This is a genomic window from Arthrobacter sp. CMU6, assembly GCF_059090205.1.
Genome location: NZ_JBNHFL010000004.1, coordinates 184,948 through 198,669, shown reverse-complemented (window position 1 = coordinate 198,669; position 13,722 = coordinate 184,948). Strand labels below are relative to the sequence as shown.

At 66.0% G+C, this 13,722-nt stretch carries 11 protein-coding genes; 9 read left to right on the top strand and 2 right to left on the bottom strand.

What is annotated here, in order from left to right; all coding sequences use genetic code 11:
* Positions 1-3 precede the first annotated feature (3 nt).
* Positions 4-1,245, bottom strand: a complete 1,242-nt coding sequence (locus AC5RWD_RS04490; protein WP_494018882.1) for a THUMP-like domain-containing protein — start codon at positions 1,243-1,245, stop codon at positions 4-6.
* A 54-nt stretch (positions 1,246-1,299) separates the two neighbouring features.
* Between AC5RWD_RS04490 and AC5RWD_RS04485 the strand changes: the two genes are divergently transcribed.
* The 8 genes from AC5RWD_RS04485 (at position 1,300) to AC5RWD_RS04450 (ending at position 11,784) form a co-directional block, all read left to right on the top strand.
* Positions 1,300-1,701, top strand: coding sequence for a hypothetical protein (locus AC5RWD_RS04485; RefSeq protein ID WP_494018881.1), 402 nt, complete (start codon positions 1,300-1,302; stop codon positions 1,699-1,701).
* 217 nt (positions 1,702-1,918) lie between these two features.
* Complete coding sequence (groES, locus tag AC5RWD_RS04480) at positions 1,919-2,212, top strand: co-chaperone GroES (protein ID WP_003805290.1); 294 nt, start codon at positions 1,919-1,921, stop codon at positions 2,210-2,212.
* An 85-nt stretch (positions 2,213-2,297) separates the two neighbouring features.
* Positions 2,298-3,908 (top strand): chaperonin GroEL, encoded by a 1,611-nt coding sequence (gene groL, locus AC5RWD_RS04475; RefSeq protein WP_494018880.1) that lies wholly within the window; start codon positions 2,298-2,300, stop codon positions 3,906-3,908.
* A gap of 220 nt (positions 3,909-4,128) precedes the next feature.
* The gene (locus tag AC5RWD_RS04470; protein WP_494018904.1) at positions 4,129-6,198 is read left to right on the top strand and encodes an acyltransferase family protein; all 2,070 of its coding nucleotides are present in this window, start codon (positions 4,129-4,131) and stop codon (positions 6,196-6,198) included.
* 224 nt (positions 6,199-6,422) lie between these two features.
* Positions 6,423-7,934 carry an IMP dehydrogenase gene (guaB, locus tag AC5RWD_RS04465; RefSeq protein WP_494018879.1) on the top strand — a complete coding sequence of 504 codons (1,512 nt, stop codon included), beginning with the start codon at positions 6,423-6,425 and terminating at the stop codon, positions 7,932-7,934.
* Between the two features lie 285 nt (positions 7,935-8,219).
* Positions 8,220-9,386, top strand: coding sequence for a hypothetical protein (locus tag AC5RWD_RS04460; RefSeq protein WP_494018878.1), 1,167 nt, complete (start codon positions 8,220-8,222; stop codon positions 9,384-9,386).
* Positions 9,383-9,898, top strand: coding sequence for a hypothetical protein (locus AC5RWD_RS04455; RefSeq protein WP_494018877.1), 516 nt, complete (start codon positions 9,383-9,385; stop codon positions 9,896-9,898). Before AC5RWD_RS04460 ends, AC5RWD_RS04455 begins: the two co-directional genes overlap by 4 nt.
* 26 nt (positions 9,899-9,924) lie before the next feature.
* A complete protein-coding gene (locus tag AC5RWD_RS04450; protein WP_494018876.1) occupies positions 9,925-11,784 on the top strand; it encodes an ABC transporter ATP-binding protein in 1,860 nt (619 codons plus the stop codon).
* A 62-nt stretch (positions 11,785-11,846) separates the two neighbouring features.
* Here AC5RWD_RS04450 and AC5RWD_RS04445 read toward each other — a convergent pair whose 3' ends face one another.
* Positions 11,847-12,494, bottom strand: coding sequence for a hypothetical protein (locus tag AC5RWD_RS04445; protein WP_494018875.1), 648 nt, complete (start codon positions 12,492-12,494; stop codon positions 11,847-11,849).
* 31 nt (positions 12,495-12,525) lie between these two features.
* On the opposite strand from AC5RWD_RS04445, the gene AC5RWD_RS04440 reads away from it, so the two are divergent.
* The gene (locus AC5RWD_RS04440) at positions 12,526-13,662 is read left to right on the top strand and encodes a GuaB3 family IMP dehydrogenase-related protein (protein WP_494018874.1); all 1,137 of its coding nucleotides are present in this window, start codon (positions 12,526-12,528) and stop codon (positions 13,660-13,662) included.
* Positions 13,663-13,722: the final 60 nt, after the last annotated feature.

The following is a 13,722-nucleotide window of genomic DNA, read 5'->3' as shown; positions in this document are numbered from 1 at the left end:
CAACTAAACGGGCTCCACGGAGACAGCCACTCTCTCTTCCCCGATCCGGGTGAGGACCAGGGTGGCTGTCTTCTTGCCCGCGGCCTTGCCGCCGGCTTTGCCTCCGCCCTTGCTCCCGGGCAGCAGCTGCTTGCGCAGCTCCTCCGGTGTCACCGACGTGCCGCGCTTCTTGATGTCCAGCACGCCGACGCCGTTCTCCCGGACCCAGGCCTTGAGCGCCCTGACGTTGTACGGCATGACTTCCAGGACCCGGTAAGCCCGGGCAAACGGAGTGTCCACAAGCTCCGGGGCGCAGATGTAGGCGATGTGCTCGTCCACGAGGTGGCCGCCCAGGTCCAGGGCCAGGTCTGCCACGAGCCCGGCACGGATGACGGCGCCGTCCGGCTCGTAGAGGAAACCCTCCACCGGGCCGACGGGGGCCGCCGGTCCGGCGTCGAACTCCTCCGCGCTGGTAAGTTCTGCGGCGCCCTCCGCGCCGATGACCAGCGCCGCCCGCCGGATGCCGGGACGGGCCACGGCGTTGAACCACAGCGCGACTTCCGTGACGTCGCCGCCCACCGAGACCCACTGCGCCTCGCAGCCGGCAGGCACGGAATCGTGCGGCATGCCGGGCCCCATCTTGACGCCGACGGCGCGCCCCGCGGCGGCTAGCGATTCGACGAAGGACAGCGGCGGGGAGAACGCCTCGGGGTCCCAGATCCGCTTGGTGCCGGATGTGGTGGTGGTGCGCCGGGCGGGATCCAGCCAGACGCCCGCCCCGTCCGCCAGCTCCACCGACGTGGCATCCGAATGGACCACCGTGGCGTGCGGAAAGGGAATGAGGTTGATCGTGGCGCAGGCGGCCGTGGTCTCGTCGACCTCCACGGCGGTCACGGCGATGTCCAGCGACGCCAGGGCCATGGCATCCGCGCCGAGGCCGCAGCCCAGATCGGCAACGTGGCGGACGCCCGCCTGGGCAAAGCGCTGGGCGTGCCGGGCCGCGACGTTGAGCCGGGTGGCCTGCTCCAGGCCGGCCTGCGTGAACAGCATCTGCTGGGCAAACTCGCCAAACTTGGCCTCGGCCCTGGTCCGGAGCCGTGACTGCGTGAGCACGGCGGACACGAGTTCGGGGGAGTGGCCGGACTTGCGGAGGCTCGAGCTGAGGGCGAAGGAATCGTCCTCCCGGTAGGGTCCGAGCGAGGCCAGCAGCTCCCATCCTTCTTCTGTGAGGAGCGGGGCGATCTGGTCCTGCGGTGCTTCAGACATGGGATCAAGCCTAGTGGAGCGGCCGCCCAAGCTCTTCCCGATAGGGTGGTCTGAATGGAATCCAGCGAAACGCCCACCCCCGGTCAGCCCGAAAGCACCAACCCCGGCCCGGCGGAGCATAGCCGCCTGGTCCGGTATGCACGGTCCGCACTGATCGCCGGAGCCGTGGCTGCCGTCGTCTGCTTGGTCCTGCTGGTGATTATCTTCCTGCTGGACTCCTTCAATGCCACCGTCTACTCGGTGGGCGGCAAAAACATCAGCGACGCCACCGAAGAAGCCCGGCAGATCCGGGACCTGTACCTGGGCGCGCGTGTTGGCGGGATCGTGGTGCTCATCGTGTCGATCGTGACCGCGGCGGCGGCCGCCGTCGTGCTTGTCCGCGAACAGCGGAAGGCCGGAGACAAAGACGCCGACGGCGGCGAGGACCTGGGGTTCGACGACCTCGCCGGGCGCTGAACGACGGGTCTGCGCGGGTTACGGCAGATGAATTTCTGGCACTCACCTTGACCGAGTGCTAACCCCTTACATAGAGTCATCATTAGCACTCTCCCTAGGAGGGTGCTAACACACGAAGAGCTGCCAGCCTGGCTGCTGCCGGCACCGCGACGACGGTATGCCGCCACGGCGCAACAGTTTTACTGTCCATGAATTTTGACGAAAAGGAGAGGTCCGAGTGTCGGTCTCTATTAAGCCTCTTGAGGATCGTATTGTTGTCCGCCCGCTCGAAGCCGAGCAGACCACGGCTTCCGGCCTGGTCATCCCGGACTCCGCGCAGGAGAAGCCGCAAGAAGGCGAAGTTGTTGCAGTAGGCCCCGGCCGCTTCGAAGACGGCAACCGCGTACCGGTCGACGTAGCCGTTGGCGACGTCGTCATCTACTCCAAGTACGGCGGAACTGAAGTCAAGACCGGCGGCACCGAGTACCTCGTGCTCTCCGCCCGCGACGTTCTGGCGATCGTCGTTAAGTAACTCTCTGGATCCCCGTGCCGCCTTCCGCGTCTGATTTGTGTCTGACCGGTCGGCTGCACGGGGTTCTGTCTTGAAAGGACAAACCATGGCAAAGCAGCTTGCGTTTAATGACGCTGCCCGCCGGTCGCTTGAAGCCGGCATCGACAAGCTCGCCAACACGGTTAAGGTGACGCTTGGTCCCCGCGGCCGCAACGTCGTGCTGGACAAGAAGTGGGGCGCCCCCACCATCACCAACGACGGCGTCACCATCGCCCGGGAAATCGAGCTGGACGACCCGTACGAGAACCTTGGCGCCCAGCTGGCCAAGGAAGTCGCCACCAAGACGAACGACGTCGCCGGTGACGGCACCACCACGGCTACCGTGCTTGCCCAGGCACTGGTCAAGGAAGGCCTGCGCAACGTTGCCGCCGGCGCCGCTCCGGGCCAGATCAAGCGCGGCATCGAGGTCTCCGTCGAGGCCATCGCAGCACGCCTGCTGGAGAACGCCCGTCCCGTCGAGGGCACCCAGGTGGCCAACGTTGCCGCCATCTCCGCCCAGAGCGACGAGGTGGGCGAGCTGCTCGCCGAGGCATTCGGCAAGGTGGGCAAGGATGGTGTGATCACCATCGAGGAGTCCTCCACCACGCAGACCGAACTGGCCCTCACCGAAGGCATGCAGTTCGACAAGGGCTACCTGTCCCCGTACTTCATCACGGACACCGAGCGCCAGGAAGCCGTCCTCGAGGACGCCCTCATCCTGATCAACCAGGGCAAGATCTCCTCGGTGCAGGAATTCCTGCCGCTGCTGGAAAAGGCGCTGCAGAGCTCCAAGCCGCTGTTCATCATCGCCGAGGACGTCGACGGCGAGGCCCTGTCCACGCTGATCGTCAACCGCATCCGCGGCACCCTGAACGTGGTTGCCGTCAAGGCTCCGGGCTTCGGCGACCGCCGCAAGGCCATGCTGCAGGACATCGCCACGCTGACCGGCGCCCAGGTTGTGTCCCCCGAGCTGGGCCTGAGCCTGGACTCCGTGGGCCTCGAGGTGCTGGGTACCGCCCGCCGCATCACGGTGACCAAGGACAACACCACCATCGTTGACGGCGCTGGTTCCGCCGAGGACGTCGCTGCACGTGTTGCCCAGCTGCGTGCCGAGCTGACCCGGACCGACTCCGACTGGGACCGGGAAAAGCTGCAGGAACGCCTGGCCAAGCTGGCCGGCGGCATCGGCGTGATCAAGGTCGGCGCAGCCACCGAGGTTGAGCTGAAGGAAAAGAAGCACCGCATCGAAGATGCAGTGTCCTCCACCCGTGCCGCCCTCGAAGAAGGCATCGTGGCCGGCGGCGGTTCCGCCCTGATCCACGCACTGAAGGCACTGGACGAGGACCCCGCTGTCACGGCACTCGAAGGTGACGCGGCTGCTGCCGTCGGCATCGTCCGCCGTGCACTGGTCCAGCCGCTGCGCTGGATCGCCCAGAACGCCGGCCACGACGGCTACGTTGTGGCCGCCCGGGTTGCCGAGCAGGACAACAACCACGGCTTCAACGCCAAGTCCGGCGAGTACGAGGACCTGATCGCGGCGGGCGTCATCGACCCCGTCAAGGTCACCCGCGCCGCCCTGCGCAATGCAGCCTCCATCGCTGCATTGGTGCTCACCACCGAGACCCTCGTGGCCGACAAGCCCGCCGAGGAAAACGAGCACGCAGGCCACAGCCACTAGGCTGCAGCCCGCTCTCGCGGTTTCACAAGGAGGTCCGGTCCAGCTGTCGCTGGCCGGGCCTCCTTGGCGCTTTAAGGAGCATCTTCCCAGCCGAGACGCCGGTCACACGCCGCGCGTTTGATTCGTCTCGAATGTCACGAATCGGTAACATGGGTGCTTTGTGCTGCCGTTTGAGGGGTTATCTGTGCCAGAAGCGAGATCGACTGACCCGATGAAAAGCATGCCGGGCGGGGAGCCGGCAGCGGGGCAAAACCATGAACCGCGGGCTGCCCGGCTGAAGGCCAAGGCAGGCTACCGGCCCGAGGTCCAGGGCCTGCGCGCCCTCGCGGTGCTCATGGTGGTCACGTACCACGTCTGGCTTGGCCGGGTTTCCGGCGGCGTGGACATCTTCCTCCTCATCTCCGCCTTCCTGCTGACCATGTCCTTCGTCCGCAAGGTGGAGAAGGGCACGCCGCTGCGCCTCGTGAGCCACTGGCTGCACCTCTTCAAGCGCCTGCTGCCTGCCGCCGTCGTCGTGATCCTGGGCGTGCTCGCCGGAACCTGGCTGGTCCTGCCGCAGAGCCGCTGGCCCGACGTCCTCAACGAGGCGTGGGCATCCCTGCTCTACGGGCAGAACTGGCTGCTGGCCAACAGCGCGGTGGACTACTACGCGCAGGACCACTCCGGGGCCAGCCCGCTTCAGCACTTCTGGTCGCTGTCCATCCAGGGCCAGGTCTTCATTCTTTGGCCCCTCATCTTCGCCGGCTCCGCCCTGGTGTGGCGGCTGCTGCGGCGCCGCGGGGAAGTCAGCTACCGGACTGTCCTGATGGTTGCCTTCAGCGGCATCTTCATCGCTTCCCTGGTGTTCTCGATCGACCAGACGGCCAGCAACCAGGCCTATGCCTACTTCGACACACGGACCAGGCTCTGGGAGTTCGCGCTGGGATCGCTGCTGGCCCTGGCCCTGCCCTACCTGAAACCCGGGAAGGCGCTGCGCGTGGTGCTGGGCTGGGCCGGGCTCGCCGCCATGATCTCCTGCGGACTGCTCCTCACCGTGGACCGGTCCTTCCCCGGCTTCATAGCGCTGTGGCCCACCCTGGCCGCGGCCGCCATCATCGTCGCCGGGCAAAGCGGCAGCCGGTTCGGCGTGGACCGGATCCTGTGCTCCAAACCCCTCGTGGCACTGGGGGACAACTCCTATGCCCTGTACCTCTGGCACTGGCCGGTCCTGGTGCTGGCACTGGCGGGCGCCGGCATCGCGGCGCCCAACCTGGTCCAGGGCCTCCTCATCGTGGCTGGTTCCGTGGTCCTGGCCGTGCTGACCACCCGCTTCGTCGAGAAGCCCCTGCGCGAATGGCACTGGCCGCAACTGCGGGCCTGGCGCACCGCCGTCGTTATTGTTGCCTGCGGCGCCCTGCTGGCCGGGCCGGTTGCGGTGTGGCAGTCCAAGCTGAACGCCGAGGAGGCGGCAGCGGCGGCGCAGCCGCGCGAGCTGACTCCGGGCGCCGCCGCGCTGGCACCGGAAAACGCCGGCAAGCCGACGCCGGAAGCCACCGTTATCCCGGCCCCCGCGGCCATGAAAAACGAATGGGCGGACATCGACGGGCTGTGCACCGGCGACAACGTCCCCAGCGACCCGGTGCTGAGCGGCTGCCTGCAGAACAGCAAGCCGGACAAGGTCACCAAGCGGATCGTCGTGCTCGGTGACTCCCATGCGCAGCAGTACATGGCCGCGCTCGGCCCCATCGCCAGGGACCACGGCTGGGAGGTGGTCACCCTCCTGAAGGGGAACTGCCGGTTCGGCGCCGAATCCCCGGAGCGCGACGCCGACTGCAACGCCTTCAACAGGGCCAGCGCCGCGTACGTCATGGAGCACCAGCCGGACGCAGTGTTCACCGTGGCATCCCTTACGCACAAGGAAGCCCCGTTCGAAACCGAAGTGCCCGGCTATCTGGAGGGCATCAAGCCGTTCACCGACGCCGGGATCGACGTGGTGGGGGTCCGGGACAACCCCCGCTTCGCCCTCAACATGCCCGAATGCGTGCAGAAGTACGGCACCGACGCCCTGGAGTGCAACCCGCCGCTGGGTGAATCGCTGGCCGCGAAGTCGCCGCTGGACGCCTACCGGGGAAAGGTGGACGGCCTGCACCTGATGGATATGAGTGACTTCATCTGCGCCGGCGGGATCTGCCCGGCCGTGGTGGGCAACGTTTACGTCTACAAGGACGACAACCACCTCACCAAGACGTACGTCCAGTCCATGATTCCGATGTTCGAAAAGCGGCTCCTGGCCAGCACCGGCTGGAAGTAGCTGGGCCTTTGCGGAGCCCACGCCCGCGAGGGTGTCGCGTGCCGTTGCTCACAATGCCGGCCCGGAATATGGGGATCGGCGCCGAGGTTCTACTATTAATTCATTCCTCCAGCATCACCTTCTGGCCCCGGCCAACCCTGCACAGGCCAGTCCCGTAATGACGGGCTGGTCATCGGCTGCAACCCCTACCCGTGAACCTGTAAACCAAGGTAAGAGGCGCACTCATGACCCAGCCCGAGCACGATCCCTTCGGCTTCATCGGCCTGACGTACGACGACGTCCTGCTGCTTCCCGGCCACACCGACGTGATCCCCTCCGAAGCGGACACGTCGTCCCGGATCTCCAAGCGCATCACCGTCCAGACGCCGCTGCTGTCCGCGGCCATGGACACCGTCACCGAATCCCGGATGGCCATCGCCATGGCACGCCAGGGCGGCCTCGGCGTCGTCCACCGCAACCTCGCGATCGATGACCAGGCCGACCAGGTGGACCGCGTCAAGCGCAGCGAGTCGGGCATGATCACCAACCCGCTCACCATCGGCCCCGAGGCCACGCTGCAGGAACTCGACGAGCTCTGCGCCCGGTACCGCGTCTCCGGCCTTCCCGTGGTCGACGACGGCAACCGCCTCCTCGGCATCGTCACCAACCGCGACACCCGCTTCGTGCCGGAATCCGACTTCCCGATCCGTCTGGTCAGCGACGTCATGACCAAGATGCCGCTCGTCACCGGCCACGTCGGCATCAGCCGCGACGAGGCCTCGCACAAGCTGGCCACGAACAAGATCGAGAAGCTCCCGCTGGTGGACGAGCAGGGCCGCCTGAAGGGCCTCATCACCACCAAGGACTTCACCAAGGCCGAGCAGTACCCGCTGGCCACCAAGGACGACGAGGGCCGGCTGCGTGTCGGTGCCGCCATCGGCTTCTTCGGCGACGGCTGGGAGCGGGCCATGAAGCTCGTGGACGCCGGAGTTGACGCCCTCTTCGTGGACACCGCGAACGGACACTCGCAGGGTGTGCTGGACATGATCCGCCGGCTCAAGTCAGACCCCGTTGCCGCTCACGTGGACATCATCGGCGGCCAGGCTGCCACCCGCGAAGGCGCCCAGGCGCTGATCGACGCCGGTGCCGACGGCATCAAGGTGGGCGTCGGCCCGGGCTCCATCTGCACCACCCGCGTCGTGGCAGGCGTGGGCGTTCCGCAGATCACCGCCATCTACGAATCGGCGAAGGCTGCCATTCCGGCCGGCGTTCCGCTGATCGCCGACGGCGGACTCCAGTACTCGGGCGACATCGGCAAGGCGCTGGTGGCCGGTGCTGACACCGTGATGCTCGGCTCCCTGCTGGCCGGCTGTGACGAGTCGCCGGGTGAGCTCATCTTCGTCAATGGCAAGCAGTTCAAGAGCTACCGCGGCATGGGCTCCCTCGGTGCCATGCAGTCGCGCGGCAAGAACACGTCCTACTCGAAGGACCGCTACTTCCAGGCGGACGTCTCCGGAGATGACAAGCTCATCCCCGAAGGCATCGAAGGCCGCGTGGCCTACCGCGGCCCGCTGGCGTCGGTGGCGTACCAGCTGGTGGGCGGCCTCCGCCAGACCATGTTCTACGTGGGTTCCCCGAGCATCCCCGAGCTGAAGGCCCGCGGCAAGTTCGTCCGCATCACCCCGGCCGGCCTGAAGGAATCGCACCCGCACGACATCCAGATGACCGTCGAGGCGCCGAACTACGGCTCGCGCTAGAAGCACGAAGGCCGGGATGGGCAGTTCTGCCCATCCCGGCTTTTTGCTGTCCTAAAGTACAATCGATGGATAAATTGGTGCCGAGTTTTGGGAGACGAATTGGCTGGGGGATTCCACGGGGCTAACGTGGCGGAGCTGCGGCAACTCGCCTCCAAGATGCGAGCCACGGGCCAGAAGCTGGACGGCGAACGACGGGCATTCAGTGCCCGCGTAGCCGGAACATCCTGGCCGGGGCCGGATGGAGACCGATTCCGTCAGGACTGGGACACTCATCACAGCCGGTCCATGGGAGCGGCAGTGCTATTCCTCAAACGGGCTGCCGACGAGCTGGTGCGGCACGCGAACGAACAGGAGACAGCAAGTTCGGGAAGCGGTGGGTCTATTGCGCGCGGCGTGCTTGCAGGAGTGCAAGCCTCGGTGCCCGGTCCGGGTGACGTTCGGGGCAAATCTGCCGGCCAGGTCCGGACCTGGTGGCTAGGCCTGACGGCTTCCCAGCAGAGGGCCTTCATCCAGAACTACCCTGCAGTAGCGGGCAACACTAACGGCATACCGTTCTCTGTGCGGACCGAGGCGAACCGTGCCAACGCCCAGCGCCGGATCGACTGGCTGAACAACCACGACCCCGAACCCGCGTTCAATCCATGGATGATGGCTATTTCCGGCTATCCCGAGCGCTACGCCGCCGAACACAAGGCATGGGAGGTCCGCCAGTCGGGGCTGGAGTACCTCCGCAAGGCCGTCGAGGGCGAGGTGCAGCTCGCGGCTTATGATCCCGCAGCCAATTCCATCGTGGAACTCATCGGAAACTTCGACGAACAGACGTCAACGGTGATCACTTACGTGCCCGGCACGCTGACCAACGAGGCGTCGTTCTACGGCAGGGGGGCACAGGAGATGGCTCAATATCTGGTCGACAACGATGCCACCAAAAGCACCGCAGCCTTTGTTTACAAAGGCACAGAGTTCCCCGATGGCGGCCCTGAGGCCTTCCTCGTGGAGGCCAAAGAGGACTATTTCGTGGCGGCCACGGCGCCGGTGTTGAAGGAATTTCAGGCTGCCGTTGACGTCGAGAAGCCAGCCGGTGCACAGACGGTCGGCATTGGCCACAGCTGGGGAGCGCGCAACCTCACCGGCTCCGAAGTAGCGGGAGCTCGCTATGACAAGGTCATCGCTTTGTCCGGCGCCGCCATTCCGCCCGGCTGGACCCCGAATCCCCACACGAAATACTTCACGCACACTTACCCCGACCTCCTGTGGACCGCGGAACTCGCTGGTGCGGTGGGTGCCAACTACCCCATGAAGGAACAAGCGTTCGAAAAGTATGTATACGCGCCTCCCGGCGGGATGGATTGGGGTGACGCTGTCAGCATGGAAAACCACAGCCTTATCGCAACCGCCGGAACGGAAAACGATTTGGTACTAAGGGACATTCGAAAGGAAATTCATCGGTGAGGGGCACACGAAAACGCGGAGCGGTGTGGCTGCAGGCCGCCGTCACCATAAGCCTGGCCGTTGGCCTTTCATCATGTGGAGCAGCAGGAGCAACCAAGCAGATGCCGAACATCACGCTGGAAGAAGCAAAAACAAAAGTACTTGACCTCCAGCATCAGATCGTCGGGCGAGTGCCACAGGATCTGGTTATTTCCGTCTTCGAAAGTGACGCCTCCAGCCTTATGTCCTGCGGGGGCGACCGAAAGAAGTGGACAGGCACGGGTCAGGTTGAGCTGCAGCCTGGGCTGGACCGCAACAAATTCCTCGACGAGGTCCGGGACAGTGTGTCAGGCCAGGACGGGTGGAACGCCAGCGACAGCACGGACAAGGACGGCGCGCGTATCGTGAACCTGCTACACGACGACGGTACGCACCTGATCGTCGGCATCTGGGATGGGCCTGAGAGCCTGCAGATTGACAGCTTCAGTGCCTGCTTCGACTTCCCGGAGTACGAGTACGGCAAAAAATACTAGGCACGGGACGGGGCTAGGCTGATGCCATGTCCCAACCACGTCATCCCGCTGAACTGAACCCAAAAAGTGAGCCTCAGCGGCGGCTGGCACTGAAGCCGTACGCCCGTGCCGTGGCCCAGGTGCTCCGGGTCAGTTTCCGCGCTTCGCCGGGTGCCGTGCTGATGAAGGTGGCGGGTTCGCTGATCTCGGCGGTGTTGCCCCTTGTCACCACCTATTTCGCCGGCCTGACCACAACTGCGCTGGCGGCCGCCTACAGCGGGGACGCCGCCGCCGGGCAACAGGCCATCGTCTACGTCATCATCACCGCCGCGCTGGGCCTGTTCTGGGGTGCGTTCAGCAGCGTGGACCGCTACATCCAGCAGCTCATGAGCTTCAGGGTGGGGGCCATTGTGGGCGACCTGATGTACGAGCGGTTCCTTGCGCTGGATTTCTGGCGGTACGACGACAAGGAAACGGTAGATCTTTACGACCGCGCCAAGCGGTTCTCCGACTCCTATGCCAGGGTCCTGGACCGGATCGCGGCCATCTTCACGCAGCTCGTGTCGGTGATCCTGGCCGTCGGTGCACTGCTGCTGGTGAGCTGGTGGATCGCCGCGATCGTGCTCGTCGCAATTGTTCCCAGCGTCTACCTGCAGTTCAAACTGTCCCGCGAGCAGATCGCGCACTGGAACACGCAGGTGGACTCGCGTCGGCAGCGGCGGATGATCGAGACCAACCTGCTCCGCCCGCAGCACATCGCTGAGATGCGCCTGTACGGGATCGTCGGGTACCTGATGGGACTGCGCTCCCGGCTCCGGGACGCGGACGAGAAGCGCCGGCTGGACTTCCAGAAGCGGTACATCCCCAAGCAGCTGGCGGCTGACGCCCTGCAGTACGCCGCGGAGGTCGTCTCGCTCATCTGGGTGGTGGGCCAGATCATCGCCCGGGCCCAGCCGGTGGGGCAGTTCCTCTACGTCCAGCAGATCGTCAGCAGGGCGCTGTCCACTGCGAACAATCTGGTGTCCTCGCTCAGTTCCATCGACGAGGACCTCGCCAACCTCAAGGACTACGAGCTGTTCATGGCGCTCCCCGTGCATTCCAGCCATGCACCGCCGCTGCTGGAGGTCCCCAAGACCGTTGAGCTGCGGGACATCCGCTTCACCTATACCGGCAGTGACATCGAGGTGATCCGCGGCATCAGCATGACCATCCGCGAAGGCCAGCACATCGCCATCGTGGGGGAGAACGGCGCTGGCAAGTCCACGCTGATCAGGATCCTGGCGGGGCTCTACCGCCCGGACTCCGGGCAGGTAATGCTCGACGGCGTGGACCTCGCCGCCGTCGATGTCACCTCCTGGCACCGCCACCTGGCGGTGCTAAGCCAGGAGTTCCTGAAGTACGAGTTCGCCACCGCAGCCGAAAACATCCTCTTCGGCGACGTCGACTCCCCCCGCGACGACGAACGGATCCGCCGGGCGGCCGCCGACGCCGAGGCCCTGGACTTCATCAACAAGCTGCCCAACGGCCTGGACAACCACGTCAGCAACTGGATGGAGGATCCGCGCGGCCGAAAGGGAAGCGGCCTGAGCGGCGGGCAGTGGCAGCGGCTGGCCATGGCACGGAACTTTTACCGGAATGCGGCCTTCATGGTCATGGACGAGCCCACCTCCGCCATCGACGCGCTGGCAGAGCACCGCATCTTCACCCGCCTGTTCGCCGAGCGCAGCAGCACCATCATCGCCATCAGCCACCGGCTCGCCACGATCGAGAAGGCGGACATCGTGTACATGCTGGAGGACGGCCGGATCGTGGAGCAGGGCACGCACCGGGAACTGGTGGCACTCCGCGGCCGCTACTTCCGGATGTTCGAATCCCAGCTCAGCGTCGAGGAGGCCGGCGGGATCTAACGGTCAGCGGAGCAACGCTTAAAGCCGCTCAAGCCACCCGGCATAGCGCTGCGTGCTGTTTGTCATGAGCCACCCCGCTTTTCCACGGAGTTGTCCCCAGCCCTGCGGCTTTCCACCACGGTGGTCCGGACGCGGGCAAGGCTGGGCCGCGGCGGCACGCTGCTGAACCCGAACGTCACCGGAGGGGCGATGGGAGACAGTGTCCCGGCGTTCTCGCCTTCCCAGCTGACGACGGCGGAGCTGACGTGATGCAGGTCGGTCACCCCGTAATACTCCAGCCTGCCGTTCCCCGCCGTGCCGAAGGTCCGGGTTCCGGGGCTGGCTGCAGCCACGAACGGGCTGACTGCGGTCAGCCAGCGGGTGTGGACGGCAACCGGGCGGGGCACCGCACGCAGCAGCGAGCCAAGGAGGGCCCGGCTGCCGATGCCTGCCCGGATCACCAGGGGTCCGGCGTCGACCGTCAATAACTGCCCGGCCCGGACGGCATCAACGTCCACGACGCGGACCTCCTCGAAGCTGTACGTGGCGGCAATGAAGCCAGCCACCTCCGCCGCCGGAGCCAGCAGTATCCGCCGACCCGTCGGCAGCTGGACCATCACGTCCGCGAACGGACCGAAGGGCGACTCCTGCCAGAGCCCCACCACCGTGCGCAGGCCGGACGCGGTTCCGATCCCTGCGATATGGCCGTCGAAGACCCACCGTCTGCCCATCCGGCCACTGTAGCTGGGATAACCTAGAGCAGTGACTTACGAGATTGAGATTGGCCGTGGCAAGCGTGGGCGTCGTGCCTACTCCCTGGATGACATTGCGATCGTCCCCAACCGTCGCACCCGCGACCCCAAGGACGTCTCCGTCTCGTGGCAGATCGATGCCTACAAGTTCGACATGCCGGTCATCGCGGCACCCATGGACTCCGCCATGTCCCCGGCGACGGCCATCACGCTCGGCAAGCTCGGCGGCCTGGGCGTCCTGGACCTCGAGGGGCTCTGGACCCGGTACGAGGATCCGCAGTCCGTACTGGACGAGATCGGCGGGCTTGCCGACGAAACCAACAGCCCGGCCGTCACGCGCAGGATGCAGGAGCTCTACAAGGCGCCCATCCAGCCGGAACTGATCACGTCCCGGCTGGCCGAAATCCGCGCGGCCGGAGTCACCGTCGCCGGCTCGCTGACCCCGCAGCGCACGCAGGAGCACTACAAGACCGTGGTGGCAGCCGGCGTCGACATCTTCGTGATCCGCGGAACCACGGTGTCCGCCGAGCACGTCTCGAAGGACCATGAACCGCTGAACCTCAAGCAGTTCATCTACGAACTTGACGTCCCCGTCATCGTGGGCGGCGCCGCCGGCTACACGCCCGCCCTGCACCTCATGCGCACCGGCGCGGCCGGCGTCCTGGTCGGTTTCGGCGGCGGTGCCACCACCACCACGCGCCGCGCCCTGGGCATCCACTCGCCGATGGCCTCTGCGATCTCCGACGTCGCCGCCGCCCGCCGCGACTACATGGATGAGTCCGGCGGACGCTACGTCCACGTCATTGCCGACGGCGGCATGGGCACCTCGGGTGACATCGTCAAGGCCATCGCCATGGGGGCCGACGCCGTCATGCTCGGCACCGCCCTCGCCCGGGCAGAGGAAGCCCCCGGCAAGGGTTGGCACTGGGGCCAGGAAGCCCACCACCTGGAACTGCCCCGCGGCGACAGGGTCAACATCGGAACTGTCGGTCCGCTCGAAGAGGTGCTCTTCGGGCCGGGCCACCACACGAACGGGACCTCCAACCTGATCGGCGCGCTCCGCCGCTCCATGGCAACCACCGGCTATTCGGACCTCAAGGAGTTCCAGCGGGTCGACGTCGTGGTTTCTCCGTACGCGGGAAACTGAGCTGCCGCTCCCGGCAACATGGCCCGCGCCCTGCCCATCGGCAGACGTACCAAGTACTCT